The following is a 15531-nucleotide window of genomic DNA, read 5'->3' as shown; positions in this document are numbered from 1 at the left end:
GCGGGGGGCCTCCCCTCGTTCCTCAGCTGTGACGGGCTGGTCCCGGCGGGTTCTACAGGGCCGCCCACGGAGGGTGGCCGTTCTTCCCGCGGCTCGCCGGTGATGGCCGGGTCGATGCCGATGCGACCAGTGTAGCCACGCGGCCGGGTGCTCAGGCGGGCAGCAGCGGTAGGGTGAGGGTGAAGACGGTCTCGCCGGAGCGGGATGCCACCGCGACGCCGCCGCCGTGTGCCTCGGCGATGGCCTTGACGATGGACAGGCCCAGCCCGGTGGTGTTCTCGCTGCCGGAGCGTGCCCGGTCCGCGCGGGTGAAGCGGGAGAAGATGTCCGGCAGCAGCTCGGGGTCGATGCCGGGGCCGTCGTCGCGCACCTGCAGCCGCGCCGTCGCCGGGGCACCCTTCGTCCCGGGGGCCGCCGCGACGGTGTCCAGGCGCACGGCCACCCGGGTGCCGGCCGGGGTGTGCTTGCGGGCGTTGGAGAGCAGGTTCACCACCACCTGAGTGAGCTGGCGGGCGTCGCCGTGCACGGTCACCGGGGCGTCGGGCACGGAGACGTCCCAGCCGTGGCCGGGGGCGGTGGCGCGGGCGTCCATCACGCTCTCCAGCACCACCTCGCCGAGGTCCACGTCCTCCTCGCTGCGGGGCGCGCCGTCGTCGAGCCGGGTCAGCAGCAGCAGGTCCTCCACCAGGGAGGTCATGCGGGCGGACTGCGCGTCGAGCCGGTCCACGGACCGCAGGCCCTGGGCGCTGAGCGGCTCGGCGAGCCGCAGCATCTCGGTGTAGCCGCGGATCGCGGTGAGCGGGGTGCGCAGCTCGTGGGAGGCGTCGCCGATGAAGCGGCGCATCCGCTCCTCGCTGCGGTGGCGGGTCTCGATGGCGCCCTCCACGTTGTCCAGCAGGTGGTTCAGGGCGCGCCCCACCTCCCCCACCTCGGTGCCGGGCACGGTGTGGCGGGCGGGCACCCGTTCGGCGAGGGTGACGCTGCCGCGGTCCAGCGGGGTCTCGGCGACCTCGGAGGCCAGGCGGGCCACGCCGTCCAGGGGGCGCAGGGCGCGGCGGATCAGCAGGGAGCCGCCCACCCCGGCCACGATCACGGCGCCGAGGCCGGCCGCGAGCAGGGTGAGGTCGAGCTGGCGCAGGGTGTCCCGCACGGAGTCGAGCGGCAGGCCGGTGACCACGGCGCCGCCGTCCCCGGAGTCCTCCGACAGCACCCGGTAGGAGCCGATGGAGAGGTCCGCCGTGGCCGTGACGGTGGGCTCCTCGCCGTCCTCGCCGGCGTGGTGCTCCCCCTCGTCCAGGGCCGCCTCGAGGGCGGCGACGTCCGCGGCGTCCAGGGCGCGCAGCTCCCCGTCCTCGTCGCGCCACCCGGCCGAGGTGACCTGTCCGTCCTCGACCAGGGCGGTCAGCTCGAACTCGCCGCTGCCGGGCACCTCCCCCTCGGGCATGGCCGGCGGGGTGCCGCCGCCGTCCTCGCCCTGCTCGGGCAGCTCCCGGTCCACGGCCCGGGAGGAGGCGCGGTCGAGCTGGTCGTCGAGCTCGGCGTGGAGCTGGGTGCGCACCGAGGCGTGGGTCAGCAGCCCCACCGCCAGGCAGATCACGGCGACGGTGGAGACCAGCAGCGCGACCAGGGTGGCGCGCAGGCCGGGGCGGCGCCGGGCGCGCTGCGGAGGGGCGGGGGTGCTCATCCGGCGGGCTTGAGCACGTAGCCGGCGCCGCGCACGGTGTGGATCATCGGCTCCCGGCCCACGTCGATGCGCTTGCGCAGGTAGGAGATGTACAGCTCGACGATGTTGGCCTGGCCGCCGAAGTCGTAGTTCCACACGGCCTCGAGGATCTGCGACTTGGAGAGCACCCGCTGCGGGTTCTCCATCAGGTACTGCAGCAGCTGGTACTGGGTGGCGGTCAGGGTGATCTCCTCGCCGCCACGGGTGACCTCGTGGGTGTCGAGGTTCATCACCAGGTCGCCGACCACCAGCTCGTTGCTGCCCTGGGCGACGACGCCCGAGCGCTGCACCAGCCGGTGCAGCCGCAGCAGCACCTCCTCGATCGTGAAGGGCTTGGTCACGTAGTCGTCGGCCCCGGCGGCGAGGCCGCCGATACGGTCCCCGGGCGCGTCCATCGCGGTGAGCATCAGCGCGGGCACCTCGGGGTGCAGGGAGCGGATGCGGGTGAGCACCTCGACCCCGTCGATGCCGGGCAGCATCCGGTCCAGCACCAGCACGTCGGGGCGCTGCTCGCGGGCGGTGCGCACGGCCTCGAGGCCGTCATCGCTGATCCGCACGTCCCAGCCGATCATCTGCAGCGGGAAGCGCAGCAGGTCGGCGATGGTGGGCTCGTCCTCCACGATGAGCACCCGCACGGGGCTGCCGTCGGGGTGCTCCAGGCGCGGCAGCGCGGCGAGGGCGGAGAGGGCGTTGTCCGACACGGGGACCTCCAATGCGGTGCGGATGCCCCGAGCGTACTGGTCACGAGCCACCCGGAGCCCCCGCGCGGGCCCGGTCTCAGCGAGCTCGTGCCGGATGCACAGGCGCGCCACAGGCGGCGGCGGTCCGATGGGTCCCGGCGACGCCGCCGGCCCGACCCGCGGTCGAGGGCATCGCCCACCCGAGAAGGAGACCCGATGAACACTCCGACCGACCCCTCCTGCGCCCTCGTCGTGCGCGAGGTGCCCCAGCCGCCCGCGACCGTGGTCCGGGCGGCGACCCTCGATCCCCGCCCCTCCCGCACCGCCGCCGTGCTCGCCGCGATGGGCGGCAGCGTGGCGGCCCTCGGCGCCACGGCCGCCCTGGTGCTGAGCTTCGGACCCGCGGTGCTGGAGCTGGCGCCCTCCGGCGCGGTGCTCGGCGCCGCGGCGACCGTCCAGCAGGCGGACGCGCCCCCTCCCCTGTGACCGCGCGTGACCGGGAATGACACCCCTGGTCACCAGCCCCTCGGTCCCGTGACGGAGCCCCGGTGAGGTCCTCCTCACCCTCTGCCCCGCGCCCGCACGTGGGATGCTGGGGGACCAGCGGATCCACCCGTGCGATCCGCCCTGCCAGACAGCAAGGAGCGAGCATGTCGCTGTTCGGAGAGCCCTTCACCGCGAAGTGCCGGAAGTCCGACGTGACCATCGAGGTCGCCGAGGGCCAATCCCTGCTGCAGGCCCTGCTCGACGCCGGGATCTCGATGGACTACTCCTGCGAGGGAGGCGTCTGCGGCACCTGCGTGGTGCCCCTCGTCGAGGGCGAGGTCGAGCACATGGACGAGTTCCTCACCGAGGACGAGCAGGAGTCCCAGCTGACCACCTGCGTCTCCCGCGGCATCGGCGAGATCGAGATCGACGTCTGAGACCGCGCACCCCTGCAGCACACGACGCCCCCGGCCCCCGGCCGGGGGCGTCGCTCATGCCGGGCGTCGTGCGGGTCTCAGGCCATCTGCCTCAGAGCCCCTGGTGGCGTGCCACCTTGTGGGCGGCGGCCTGGGCCAGCGGGCGCACGATGACCAGGTCGAGGTTCACGTGGTGCGGGGCGTTCAGCGCGTAGGAGATGACGTCGGCGCAGTCCTCGGCGGTCAGCGGCTGATCCACCCCGTCGTAGACGGCGTCGGCGGCCTCAGGATCTCCGAGCCGCACCAGGGAGAACTCCTCGGTGCGGACCATGCCGGGGGCCACCTCGATGACGCGGACGGGCTCGCCGTTCAGCTCGAGCCGCAGGGTGCGGCCCAGCATGTGCTCCCCGGCCTTGGCCGCGTGGTAGCCGGAGCCGCCGGGGTAGACCTCGGTGGCGGCCACGGAGGTCACGAACAGCACGTCGCCGCGGCCGCTGCGGCGCAGGTCGGGCAGCAGGGCGCGGGTGACCCGCAGCGAGCCGAGCACGTTCATGGAGAACATGCCCTGCCACTTGTCCAGGTCGGCCTCGGCGACCGACTCCACCCCGAGCGCCCCGCCGGCGACATGGACCACGGCGTTCAGCGTGCCCCCGAACAGCTCGCGGCAGCGGGCCGCCAGGCCGTCGACGGAGGCCTCGTCGGTGACGTCGACGGCGAGCACCTCGCAGCCGGTCTCCGCGGCCAGCTCGGCGAGGCGGTCCGCGCGGCGGGCGACGGCGAGAACCCGCCAGCCCTCGGCGACGAGGCGGACGGCGGTGGCGCGCCCGATGCCGGAGGAGGCCCCGGTGACGACGGCGGTGAGCGGGGCGGAGGACGGGGCGGGCTGTGAGGCGGTCATGGGACCGACCCTACGACCGGTCCGGGGGCGGCGCGGCGGCTGGTCCGGGCCGCGGGCGACGCGGAAGGATGGCGGGCATGACCGCCTCCCCCACCGACCCCGCAGACCCCGCCGACCGAGCTGACCCCGCCACTCGCGCCAGCGCCGTCGAACTCACCGGGTCCGGCCTGCCGTTCCCGGTGGTGCTCTTCGACCTCGACGGCACCCTGGTGGACTCCATCGCCCTGATCCTGGACTCCTACCGGCAGGTCTTCGCGCACTTCGGGGTCGAGGACGTCGACCCGGGGTCGATGCGGCCCTGGATCGGGCTGCCGCTGGAGGACTCCTTCCGGGCGCTGGATCCGGCGCGGGCGGAGGCGATGACGGCCCACTACCGCGAGGTGATGCTCGCGGCGCACGATGCGATGATCCGCCCCTTCCCCGGCGCCGCCGAGCTGGTCCGGGCACTGGACGCGGCCGGGGCGCGGCAGGGCGTGGTCACCTCGAAGCGGCGTGAGCTGGCCCGGCGCGGCATGGTCGCGACCGGCCTGCCCGCCATCGATCTGGTGATCGGCCAGGAGGACTCGGACCGCCACAAGCCGGACCCGGCCCCGCTGCGGATCGCCCTCGAGCACCTGGGCACCGCCCCGGCGGAGGCGGTCTACGTGGGCGACGCCCCCACCGATCTGCAGGCCGCGCACGCGGCGGGCATGGCCGCGATCGGCGTCACCTGGGGCGCCGCCGACCGCGCCACATTGAAGGCCGAGCGGCCACGGGCGGTGGTGGAGGACATGTCCGCGCTGCGGGCGCTGCTATTGCCGCCCTGAGGCGCCGGCCGCCCCGCCCGAGGGCTCACCAGCGGGACTCGGCCTCCGTGTGATGGTCGGCGGGCTCGATCTGCAGGGTGCAGTGGTCCAGCCCGTGCTCCCGGCGCAGCACCGCCTGGGCGGCGTCGAGCACGGCATGGCCGTCCCCGTCGACGGTGAGGCGCAGGTGCGCGGAGGCGACCTCCATCCCGGAGGTGAGGGTCCACAGGTGCAGGTCGTGCACCTCGGCGACGCCCTCGACGGCCGCGAGGTCGGCCTCCACCTGCGCGGCGTCCAGGCGCGGCGGGGTCTCCTGGGCGAGCACCCCGAAGACCTCCCGGCCCAGCATCACCGCGCGCACGGCCACGAAGACGCCGATGGCGAGGGCCACCACGGTGTCGGCGAGCGCGGAGCCGGTCACGGCCACCAGGATCCCGGCGACGATCACGCCGATCGAGCCGACGGTGTCGGCGAGCACCTCGAGGTAGGCGCCCTTGAGGTTCAGGCTCTCCCGCGCCCCGGAGGCCAGCAGCCGCATCACCACCAGGTTCACCACCAGGCCGAGCGCACCGACCACGAGCATCGGGCCCGTGTCCACCTCGGCGCCCTGCCCGAGCCGGCCGGTCGCCTCGATCACCACCCAGGCGGCCACGGCCAGCATCACCATCACCGCCAGCAGGGAGGCGAAGACCTCCACCCGGTACAGGCCGAAGCTGCGGCGGCCGCCGCGGTCGGGCCGGGAGGCGAGCACGGTGGCGCCGAGCGCGGCGGTGAGGGTGACGACGTCGGCGGCCATGTGCCCGGCGTCGGAGAGCAGGGCGAGGGAGCCGGTCAGCAGCGCGGTGACCAGCTCGACGAGGAAGAAGCCGCCGATCAGCACGAGGGCCGCGACGAGGCGGCCGCGGTGGCGGCCCGCCGCGGACTGCGACCTTCCGCCACCCTGGTCGGCCCGCGGGCCGTGGCTGTGGGAGTGACCCATCAGTGCTCCCCCCGCTCCGGGTGGCTGGCCTCGGTGTGGGCCGTGTGGGCGAGGGCGAGGTCCAGCAGCATCCGCACGTGCGGGTCGTCGAGCCGGTAGTAGACGCGGCGGCCCTCACGGCGGGGCGCGACGACCCGGTGGGCGCGCAGCAGCTTCAGGGCGTGGGAGGTGCCGGACTCGGACTGCCCGGCGACCAGGGCCAGGTCGTGCACGCACAACTCCCCGTCCAGCAACGCCAGCAGCAGCTGCAGACGGCCGGGGTCCCCGAGCAGGGAGAACACCTCGGCGGTGTCGGCCACCTCGGCCTCGCCGGGCATCCGCTCGCGCGCCAGGGCGACGCGGCCGGGGTCGACGGCCTCCTCGCCCGTCGCCGCGGACGGGACCTCTATCTGCACATCTGATGACGTGTTCATATATTCAGCCTAAAGAGAGGGCCGGTGAGGGGTCAACCCCCACCGGCCCGGTCCTCCGTGCGAGGTGCGCCTCAGATGCCGCGCACCGCGGCCTCCTCGGCGGGCCCGGCCGCGGCCTCGATCCGGCCGCGGGACAGGCGCGCCATCACCGCGGCGATCGCGCCGTCGCCGGTGACGTTGGTGGCGGTGCCGAAGGAGTCGATCGCGATGTACGCGGCGATCATCAGGCCCACGGCGGCCTCGTCGAAGCCGAGCATGCTGGAGAGGATCCCGGCGGCGGCCATGATCGCGCCGCCGGGCACGCCCGGCGCGGCCACCATCACGACGCCCAGCATGAAGACGAAGCCGATCAGCGCGCCGATGTCCAGCGGCATCCCGGTGACCACCATGATCGCCACCGCGAAGGTGGTGATCTTGAGGGTGGATCCCGCGAGGTGGATGGTCGCGGCGAGCGGGACCACGAAGCCGGCCACGGGGGCGGGCACGCCGTTGCGCTTGGTGCACTCGAGGGTGACAGGGATGGTCGCGGCCGAGGAGCTGGTGCCGAGCGCCGTCGCGTAGGCCGGCAGCATCGTCCACAGCATCCTCAGCGGATTGCGGCCCATCGCCCAGCCCGCGATCGTGTACTGCACCAGCAGCACGATCAGGGTCATCGCGAACACCAGCAGCACCACCACCAGGAAGGTGCCGATCACGGCCCAGATCTGCCCGTTCAGGGTGAGGCCCAGGAACATGCCGAAGATGTAGATCGGCAGCAGCGGGATGATGACCGCCTCGATGGTGCGCACGACGATGGTGCGCAGCTGCTCGAAGGACTCCTGCAGGGCGCCGCGCGGGATCAGGGTGAGGCCGATGCCGAGGCAGAAGGCCAGGATCAGCGCGGTCATCACCTCGAAGACCGGCGGGATCTCGATCTCGAAGTAGGCGGCGAGCGCCGTGTCCTCCGGGTTGTCCAGGCTGGAGATGCCGGCGCCGTCCAGCAGGCCGGGCAGCACCAGCATCGCGACGGCGAGGGCGAACAGTCCGCACAGCACGGTGGAGGTGTAGGCCAGGCCCGCGGTGGCGGCGAGCATCCTGCCGGCGCCGCGTCCCAGCTCGGCGATCGCCGGGGTCACGAGCCCCACGATGATCAGCGGGATCAGGAAGCCGAGGAAGGCCGAGAACAGGCCGTTGAAGGTGGTGAACACGCGGGCCAGGGCCTCGGGCATCACCAGCCCCAGCAGGATGCCCAGCACGATCGCCAGGAGGATGCGCGGCAGCAGGCCGAATCGGCGACGGCGCGGGGTCGCCGCGCTCGCCTCGGCGGCGGGGCTCGGGGAGCCGGGGGAGCTCGAGGAGGAGGTCATCGGGGGTCCGATCCACTCGGGGGCGGGGTGCTGCGGGGGCGGGGTGACGCTCCCCGGAGCGGGGCCCGGTCAGGGTATCCGTGTCCCGGCCCTGGACGCGGGCGGATCGTCGTAGGCTCGCCGGGTGTCTGCCCTGGGAACGATCGCCACCGCCTCGTTCCGGCAGTACTCCACCTATCGCGTCGCCACCGCCGCCGGCGTCTTCACCAACACCGTCTTCGGACTGATCCGTGCCTCGATCATGCTGGCCGCGATCTCCGCCGCGGGCGGGGAGCTGCGCGGCTACGACGCCCTGCAGGCCGCCACCTACGTCTGGCTGGGCCAGGCGCTGATCGCCCCGATCGAGACCTTCGGGACCCGTGAGCTCGGCGAGCGGGTGCACCAGGGCGAGGTGGCCGTGGACCTGCTGCGCCCCACTCCCCTGCTGCCGCTGATGTACGCCCAGAAGCTGGGCCGGTCGAGCTTCCTGCTGCTCGCCCGCGGGGTGCCGCCGCTGCTGGCCGGGGCGGTCATCACCGGCATCGCCCTGCCGGAGAGCCTCTGGTCCTACCCGCTGGGGCTGCTGTCGCTGCTGCTCGCGGTCACCGTCGCCTTCCTCGCCGACACCCTGGTGAACCTCGCCGCCTTCTGGGTGCTCGAGACCCGCGGGCTCGGCGTGCTGTACATGGCGGTGATGAACCTGCTCTCCGGCTTCCTGATCCCCATCGTCTGGTTCCCCGACTGGCTGCTGACCATCGCCCGCGCCACCCCCTTCCCCTCGATGATCCAGACCCCCGTCGACGCCCTCTCCGGCCGGGTGGGCCCCGCGGAGTCCCTGCTGCCGCTCGCGGTGCAGGCCGGCTGGGTGGCGGTGCTCGCGCTCGCCGCGGTGCTCGCGCTGCGGGCCGGGGAGCGCCGTCTGGAGGTGCAGGGTGGCTGAGACGTCCTCCACCCCGCGGTCCGCACGCCCGGAAGCCGCGCAGCGCCCCGGGTCCACGTTCGGCATGGTGCGCGCCCTGTACGGCTCGCGGCTGCGCTCCCAGGCCAGCTTCCGCCTCAGCTTCCTCGCGGACCTCGGCGGGCAGGCGCTGATCGTGGCCGTGGAGTTCCTCGAGCTGTGGGTGATCCTGTCCCAGGTGGGCGTGCTCGGCGGGATGACCCTGCCCCAGGTGGCCGTGGTCTACGGCCTCGGCGCCCTCGCCTTCGGCATCGCCGACCTGCTGCTCGGCGAGGTCGACGGCCTCTCGCCGATGATCCGCTCCGGGAAGCTGGAGACCCTGCTGGTGCGGCCGGTGCCGATGCTGCTGCAGATCTCCAGCCTGGACCTCTCCCTGCGCCGCCTCGGCCGCATCCTGGTGGGCCTGGCGATGTACGTCGTCGCCCTGGGCCTGGCCGGCTTCTCCCCCACCCCGACGCTGCTGCTGCTCGCCGTGCTCGCCCCGCTCGCCGGGGCCGGGATCTTCTCCGCCCTGCTCACGATGGCCGGGGCGATGCAGTTCTGGCTGATCGAGGGCCGCGAGTTCGCCAACGCCTTCACCTATGGCGGCAACTACGTCGCCACCACCCCCGGCGCCGTGTTCGCCCTGCCCATGCGGGCCTTCTTCACCTTCGTCATCCCGGCGACGCTCGTCGCCTATGCCCCCACCCTGGCCCTCCTCCACCTGCCCGGACCCGCCCTGATCCCGGGCTGGGCCGGCTGGATGGGCCTGCCCACGGCGATCCTCGCCTGGGTGCTCGCGGCGCTGCTGTGGAGGGCCGGGATCCGTCACTACACAGGAGCCGGCGGATGAGCCAGCACGACACCCCCGACACCCCTGCCCCCACCACCGCCGAGCCCGCCGTCCTCCTGGAGGGGCTGCGCCGGGACTACCGGGTGCGCACCGCCGCGCCCGGCGAGCGTCGCCGCCGCAGCCGGATCGTCCGCGCCGTCGACCGGCTCGACCTCACCGTCGCGCGTGGCGAGGCCGTCGGCTTCGTCGGCGCCAACGGGGCCGGGAAGTCCACCACCATCAAGATGATGACCGGCATCCTGCAGCCCACCGCCGGCGGCGTCCGGGTGCTGGGCCGCGAACCCGTCCCCGAGCGGCGGCGCCTGGCCCGCGAGATCGGCGTCGTCTTCGGGCAGCGCAGCCAGCTGTGGTGGGACCTGCCGCTGCGCGAGTCTTACCGGATCCTCGCCGCGATGCACCGCATGAGCGAGGCCGCCCGCGAGGCCCGGCTGGAGCGCCTGGTCGAGGGGCTGGACCTCGCCCCGTTCCTCGACCGTCCGGTCCGTCAGCTCTCGCTCGGCCAGCGGATGCGCGGGGAGGTCGCCGCCGCGTTGCTGCACTCCCCCGCCCTGGTGATCCTCGACGAACCCACCATCGGCCTGGACATGATCTCCAAGGAGGGGCTGCGGCGCTTCCTGCGCGAGGACCGCGCCGAGCGCGGCACCACCTTGTTCCTCACCACCCACGACATGGGCGACGTGGAGCGGCTCTGCGAGCGCATCGTCGTGGTCTCCGAGGGGAACGTCGCCTACGACGGGGCGCTGGAGCGCTTCCGCGACCACCTGGGCGCGCCCCGCGAGCTGATCGTGGACCTCGCCGAGCCCCGCGACCGGCTCGAGCTGCCGGAGCGGGCCGAGCTCGCCGCGGTGGAGGCCGAGGGCATCCGCCACCGCATCCGGTTCCGCGGCAGCGAGCTGACCGTGCCCGCGCTGCTGTCCCGCATCGGCGAGCAGGCCGAGGTCGCCGACCTCTCCCTCGCCGAGCCCGCCATCGAGGACCTGGTGCGCGAGATCTACGGCCGCCGTCCCTGAACCCGCTCTCCTGAAGCGGGTCCGCTGGGTACGGTGGGCGCATCGTCCCGGCCCGTCCCCAGGAGGCACCGATGGCCACCACCCCGTCCCTCGGCCCGATGATCACCAGCGGACTCGAGGCGGTGCCGCGCTCGACGCGGCCCGGCGCCCCCCGCACCCGCCACGAGGCCATGGCCCGCGGCATGCTCGACCACCTGCTGCGCGACCGCAAGGCCCGGCGTCGCTTCGCCCGCCACATCGCCGGCATCGACGGGGGTTCCCCCGTCATCCGCACCTCCGCTCGCTCCGCCGCCGACTCCTACGACCTGCTGGCCCAGCGCGACACCGGCCCGGGCGCCGCCGGCACGGTGGCGATCACCCTGGTGGTCGACGGCCCGCTGGACCCGGAGCGGGTGCAGGGACTGCTGGACGACCTGGATGAGCACTCCGATTCGCGGCTGCTGCTGCTGGTGCCGCACGCCCGCCGCAAGCAGGCCCTGTCCGGGGGCTCGGGCAAGGGCAAGGGCAAGAAGAAGGACGCGAAGAAGAGCAAGGGCAAGGAGGAGGCGGTGGCCGAGCCCGACCCGCGGCTGCTCCAGGTCACCTGGGCGCAGCTGGCCACCAAGCTCGCCGCCAAGGACGAGGACCGCGCCGTGCTCTGGCAGGCCCTCGGCGAGTTCGGCGAGAACCAGGCCGTCGAGGAGGCCCGCCAGCCCGTCGCCCCGAAGGTGCTGCTGGACGAGGACCTCGCCGGGGAGTTCCGCGAGCACCTGCGCACCATGCTGCTGGTCTCCCAGGAGCTCATCGGTCGCGCCCCCCGCTTCTCCTCCAGCCGCAGCCACGAGCACGCCTGGCTGCACGCCGGGGCCAGCGGCAGCGACCTCGGCGTCGAGTTCGACGCCGTCGAGGACGGCGCCGCGATCTGGCTGGTCGGCTCGCGTCCCGCGCGGACCTACCCCCTGGGCATCGGCGCCCTCACCGATCCCGAGCAGCGCGAGGCCGCCGTCGAGCGGTTGCGGGCCCTGGCCGCGCAGCCCGACTGGCGGGACCGCGAGGCCCCCGAGCTGGACCCGGAGCCCTTCCTCGGCTCCCCCGCGACCCGCAAGCTGGAGGACGCGCGCAGCCTGCTGTGGGACGTGTTCGACCCGGCCCGGCTCGAGGGCGCCGGCTTCCCCCTGGTGCCCCGCAGCCAGCCCGACCTCGAGGACCGGCAGCTCTCCGTGCGGGTGCACGCCCCCGGCATCGAGCGCTCCGGCACCTTCCTGGTCTCGATCGGCGGCTCCAAGCGCTGGAAGACCCTGCTGCCGCGGGTGACCCGCGAGTACGACGGCCGCACCTACGTGGTGCAGGCCGCCAAGGGCGACACCGCCGGCGACCTCGTCACCGCCGTCCACCAGGCCCTGCGCTCCCTGGCCACCAAGCCCTGACCCGCCCGCCGTCCCCTGCCTGCCGGCGCCGCGGAGGTCACACGGCAGCGGGTCCGACGGCTGGGACAATGGAGGCATCAGGTACCGCCCTGCCCGGGCGGCGGTCGATCCCGGAAGGAATCACGAGAGTGCACGGCTCCTACAAGGTCCGCGGCGGCAAGCTGGTCTCCGTCGAGCTGGAGGCCCGCGACGAGCGGATCTCCTCGGCCCACGTCTTCGGCGACTTCTTCCTGGAGCCCGACGACGCCCTCGAGGACATCGACGCGGCCCTGGTGGGCCTGCCCGTCACCGCGAGCGCCGCCGAGATCGGCGAGGCCGTCGACCAGCGCCTGGCCGCCCGCGAGGGCGAGGTGCAGTTGATCGGCTTCGACACCGGCGCCGTCGCGATCGCCACCCGCCGCGCCCTCGGCCATGCCTCCCGCTGGGAGGACCTCACCTTCGAGGTGATAGGAGCCGTCTCCCTGCCGCCCGTGATGCACGTGGCCCTGGACGAGGTGCTGCCGCACGAGGTCGCCGTCGGCCGCCGCTCCCCGCTGCTGCGGATCTGGGACTGGGACACCTCCGCCGTGGTGATCGGCTCCTACCAGTCGCTGCGCAACGAGATAGACGCCGAGGGCGCCGCCCGCCACGGCACCCGCGTGATCCGCCGCATCACCGGCGGCGGCGCCATGTTCATGGAGCCCGGCAACTGCATCACCTACTCCCTGATCGTGCCGACCTCCCTGGTGGAGGGGCTCAGCTTCGAGCAGGCCTACGCCTACCTGGACGACTGGGTGATGGGCGCGCTCGCCGAGGTCGGCATCAGGGCCCGCTACGTGCCGCTGAACGACATCGCCTCCGAGGCCGGGAAGATCGGCGGCGCCGCCCAGCGCCGCTTCGCCGGCGGGGTGCTGCTGCACCACGTGACGATGGCCTACGACATCGACGCGGACGCGATGGGCGAGGTGCTGCGCATCGGCCGGGAGAAGCTCTCCGACAAGGGCACCACCAGCGCCAACAAGCGCGTGGACCCGATGCGCTCGCAGACCGGCATGGCCCGCGAGGACATCATCGAGGCCTTCCTGACGCACTTCCGCTCCCGCTACGACACCGTCGAGTCCGGCTACACGGAGACGGAGCTCACCGAGGCGCAGCGCCTGGTGGACGTGAAGTTCGGCAGCGAGGCCTGGACCGCCCGCGTCCCCTGAGCCCGCCGCGGCCGGCGGTGCCGCCCGCGCCATTGGTGGGCCTCCCCGTTACCTTGTGAGCACCCCGATGGACGGGGTCTGGTCGCTCGGCCGGGTATGGCTTTGTTGCCCTGCCATCAATGGTCCGGGGGGTGTTGCCGCCCGGCCGGGAGACACGCGTTGACCGCTGATAGGGACACGGCCCAGCATTGCTGAGGTCTCTTCGTAACGTGGGTGCCGGCACCGGGTGTCAAGACTGCGACCAGCAATGATGCTCCAGGGAAGGACAGCATCATGGACACACGATTCGCGGTCGTCGTCGGCCTCGACGTCGGGAAGAGCAGTCATCATGCCTGCGCGCTAGATCCCGCCGGGAACAAGCTGTTCGACAAGCCTCTCCCGCAGGACGAGTCCGAGCTCCGCGAGCTGTTCACCCAGCTGCAGAACCACGGTGAAGTACTGATGGTGGTCGATCAGCCCAACACCATCGGAGCGTTGCCGATCGCGGTCGCCCGCGACGTCGGCTGCTCCGTCGCCTACCTGCCGGGCCTGGCGATGCGGAAGGCCGCAGACCTCTATCCGGGCAGGTCAAAGACCGACGCGCGGGACGCGTTCATCATCGCTGACACGGCCCGGACCATGCCCCACACCCTCCGACAGGTCGACCGCGACAGCGACGTCCTCTCCGCTCTGAAGGTGCTCGCTGGCTTCGACGAGGACCTCGCCCACGAGACCACGCGGGCGCTGAACCGGATCCGGTCTCTGCTCACGCAGATTCATCCCGCGCTCGAGCGAGTCTTCGTCGGCGGGACCCTCTCGACCGGGCTCGTGCTGGACCTGCTGGAGAAGTTCGGAGGCCCGACCGGGTTCAAGAGTGCAGGCCGGAGCAGGGTTCTACGGTTCGCCCGGACCCATTCGCGCCGCAACCCCGAAGTACTGATCGACCAGATCTTCACCGCGCTCGCGGAGCAGACCGTGATCGTGCCAGCGACCGCGGCAGTGGAGCTCGTGATTCCCAGAGTCGCTGGTCAGGTGAAGGAGCTGAAGGAGCAGCGGGCGACCGTGGCGAGGGAGGTCGAGACCATGCTGGAGGACTTCCCTCTCGCCTCGGTCTTGATGAGCATGCCGGGGATCGGCATCAAGACCGCCGCCCAGATCCTCCTGACCATCGGCGACGCCTCCGCGTTCGAGACCCCAGGCCACCTCGCGGCCTATGCCGGAATCGCGCCGGTCACACGAAGATCCGGCACCTCGATCCGCGGAGAGTTCCCCGCACGTTCAGGCAACAAGCGGCTCAAGAACGCGCTGTTCTACTCCGCCTGGGTCGCCTCTCACTCGGACCCGATCTCCAAGGCCTACTACGATCGCAAACGCGCCGAGGGCAAGCGCCACAACGCCGCCGTGATCTGCCTGGCCCGCCGCCGCTGCAACGTCATCTTCGCGATGCTCCGCGACGGCACCTACTACCAGCCCCCGACCACCACCCCGACCCCAGAGCCGGCCGCTCTTGCGGCTTGACTCAGAACATAGGGACACCCCCCCAGCGGTGCGGCCGGGCCGTCACCTCGGCGAGCCCGCTCAGCGCATCCCGCGCCGCGCGTGCAGGCCCCGGTACACGCCGGTGCGCAGCTCGATGCCCCAGGCCCGCGCCTGCGGCATCCCGGCCCGCTCGGCCACGGCGATCTCCGCCTCCACGTCGTAGGGCACTCGCACGAACTGCACCCCGAACGGCGCGACGGCGGTGCCCTCCGGCTCGCCCTCGAGGATCACGTAGGAGGGCGTGGGCTCGTCCAGCGGATTGCCCACGCTGCCGGTGTTCAGCAGCATCGCGCCCGGCCGCACCGCCAGGTAGGCGTCGTGGATGTCGCCGTAGGCCACCACGTCGGCGCGGCCCCCTCCGCCGGTGAAGGCGGTCGGCTCGAACATCATCGCGAAGGTGTCCGGATCGGGCTCGCGGTGCACCCGGGTGAACTCGTCGACCGGGGAGGCGTGCAGCAGCCGCACGGTGCGCCCGGACAGGCGCAGGTCCAGGCTGCCGGGCAGGTCGCCGAGCCAGGCCCGCTCCCGGGCCGGCAGCTCCTCGCGCCACCACTGCATGTCCGGCGGCCGCGGGAAGTCATCGCGGACGAGCATCGTCTCCCAGTTGCCGCGCACCGTGGCCTCGCAGCGCTCCCGGGTCAGGCGGGCGCAGGCGCCACCCCGCGGTCCCTTGCCCACCACATCCCCGAGGTTCACGGTCCGGGTGATGCCGCGGGAGGCGATGTCGGCGAGCACCGCCTCGTAGGCGCCGAGGTTGCCGTGCACGTCGGAGACCAGGGCCAGGCGTTCCAGGGACATGCCCCCACGCTACGCCGCTCCTCCGCCCCGCCACCCAGTCCGTCACTCCCCGCCGGCCAGACCAGCACCGCACCGGCTGCCTCCGCTCGGCTCTGCCCGGTGCATGACGGAAAAAGG

General features: G+C 73.2%; 16 protein-coding genes. 9 read left to right on the top strand and 7 right to left on the bottom strand.

Translation table 11 applies throughout. From position 1 onward, the window contains the following. Positions 1–151: 151 nt before the first annotated feature. Together OM98_RS07295 and OM98_RS07290 are read right to left on the bottom strand one after the other, a co-directional pair. Positions 152–1684 carry a sensor histidine kinase gene (locus OM98_RS07295; RefSeq protein ID WP_010533947.1) on the bottom strand — a complete coding sequence of 511 codons (1533 nt, stop codon included), beginning with the start codon at positions 1682–1684 and terminating at the stop codon, positions 152–154. Further along, positions 1681–2424, bottom strand: a complete 744-nt coding sequence (locus OM98_RS07290; RefSeq protein WP_010533946.1) for a response regulator transcription factor — start codon at positions 2422–2424, stop codon at positions 1681–1683. Before OM98_RS07290 ends, OM98_RS07295 begins: the two co-directional genes overlap by 4 nt. Before the next feature lie 195 nt (positions 2425–2619). Here OM98_RS07290 and OM98_RS07285 point away from each other — a divergent pair, with 195 nt between their 5' ends. Together OM98_RS07285 and OM98_RS07280 are read left to right on the top strand one after the other, a co-directional pair. Further along, a complete protein-coding gene (locus OM98_RS07285; protein WP_010533945.1) occupies positions 2620–2889 on the top strand; it encodes a hypothetical protein in 270 nt (89 codons plus the stop codon). A 164-nt stretch (positions 2890–3053) separates the two neighbouring features. After that, on the top strand, positions 3054–3326 hold the full coding sequence (locus OM98_RS07280; protein ID WP_010533944.1) for a 2Fe-2S iron-sulfur cluster-binding protein: 273 nt from the start codon (positions 3054–3056) through the stop codon (positions 3324–3326). 91 nt (positions 3327–3417) lie between these two features. Here OM98_RS07280 and OM98_RS07275 read toward each other — a convergent pair whose 3' ends face one another. Beyond that, positions 3418–4203, bottom strand: a complete 786-nt coding sequence (locus tag OM98_RS07275) for an SDR family oxidoreductase (RefSeq protein ID WP_010533943.1) — start codon at positions 4201–4203, stop codon at positions 3418–3420. 77 nt (positions 4204–4280) lie between these two features. Here OM98_RS07275 and OM98_RS07270 point away from each other — a divergent pair, with 77 nt between their 5' ends. After that, a complete protein-coding gene (locus tag OM98_RS07270; RefSeq protein WP_010533942.1) occupies positions 4281–5009 on the top strand; it encodes an HAD family hydrolase in 729 nt (242 codons plus the stop codon). 25 nt (positions 5010–5034) lie between these two features. Here the strand turns inward: OM98_RS07270 and OM98_RS07265 are convergent, their stop codons facing one another. The 3 genes from OM98_RS07265 to OM98_RS07255 all read right to left on the bottom strand — a co-directional run bounded on the left by OM98_RS07265 (position 5035) and on the right by OM98_RS07255 (position 7726). Beyond that, positions 5035–5967 (bottom strand): cation diffusion facilitator family transporter, encoded by a 933-nt coding sequence (locus OM98_RS07265; RefSeq protein ID WP_010533941.1) that lies wholly within the window; start codon positions 5965–5967, stop codon positions 5035–5037. Then, positions 5967–6380 (bottom strand): ArsR/SmtB family transcription factor, encoded by a 414-nt coding sequence (locus tag OM98_RS07260; protein WP_029362754.1) that lies wholly within the window; start codon positions 6378–6380, stop codon positions 5967–5969. Before OM98_RS07260 ends, OM98_RS07265 begins: the two co-directional genes overlap by 1 nt. A 71-nt stretch (positions 6381–6451) precedes the next feature. Beyond that, complete coding sequence (locus OM98_RS07255; RefSeq protein WP_010533939.1) at positions 6452–7726, bottom strand: dicarboxylate/amino acid:cation symporter; 1275 nt, start codon at positions 7724–7726, stop codon at positions 6452–6454. 124 nt (positions 7727–7850) lie between these two features. Here OM98_RS07255 and OM98_RS07250 point away from each other — a divergent pair, with 124 nt between their 5' ends. The 6 genes from OM98_RS07250 (at position 7851) to OM98_RS07225 (ending at position 14595) form a co-directional block, all read left to right on the top strand. Further along, positions 7851–8645, top strand: coding sequence for an ABC transporter permease (locus OM98_RS07250; RefSeq protein ID WP_010533938.1), 795 nt, complete (start codon positions 7851–7853; stop codon positions 8643–8645). Beyond that, positions 8638–9495 (top strand): ABC transporter permease, encoded by an 858-nt coding sequence (locus tag OM98_RS07245; RefSeq protein ID WP_245528748.1) that lies wholly within the window; start codon positions 8638–8640, stop codon positions 9493–9495. Before OM98_RS07250 ends, OM98_RS07245 begins: the two co-directional genes overlap by 8 nt. Continuing rightward, entirely contained in the window at positions 9492–10505 is a 1014-nt protein-coding gene (locus OM98_RS07240; RefSeq protein ID WP_010533936.1) for an ABC transporter ATP-binding protein, read from the top strand. The genes OM98_RS07245 and OM98_RS07240 overlap by 4 nt, the downstream gene beginning before the upstream one ends. A 71-nt stretch (positions 10506–10576) precedes the next feature. Beyond that, entirely contained in the window at positions 10577–11911 is a 1335-nt protein-coding gene (locus tag OM98_RS07235; RefSeq protein WP_010533935.1) for a hypothetical protein, read from the top strand. Between the two features lie 128 nt (positions 11912–12039). Further along, on the top strand, positions 12040–13098 hold the full coding sequence (lplAB, locus tag OM98_RS07230) for a lipoate-protein ligase LplAB (RefSeq protein ID WP_010533934.1): 1059 nt from the start codon (positions 12040–12042) through the stop codon (positions 13096–13098). A 273-nt stretch (positions 13099–13371) separates the two neighbouring features. Then, complete coding sequence (locus OM98_RS07225) at positions 13372–14595, top strand: IS110 family RNA-guided transposase (RefSeq protein WP_010533933.1); 1224 nt, start codon at positions 13372–13374, stop codon at positions 14593–14595. 60 nt (positions 14596–14655) lie between these two features. Here the strand turns inward: OM98_RS07225 and OM98_RS07220 are convergent, their stop codons facing one another. Then, positions 14656–15414: a metallophosphoesterase family protein gene (locus tag OM98_RS07220; protein ID WP_010533932.1), complete on the bottom strand. Its 759-nt coding sequence runs from the start codon at positions 15412–15414 to the stop codon at positions 14656–14658. Positions 15415–15531: the final 117 nt, after the last annotated feature.

Source organism: Brachybacterium squillarum M-6-3 (assembly GCF_000225825.1).
Lineage (GTDB): Bacteria > Actinomycetota > Actinomycetes > Actinomycetales > Dermabacteraceae > Brachybacterium > Brachybacterium squillarum.
This window is presented reverse-complemented; position numbering and strand designations above follow the sequence as displayed.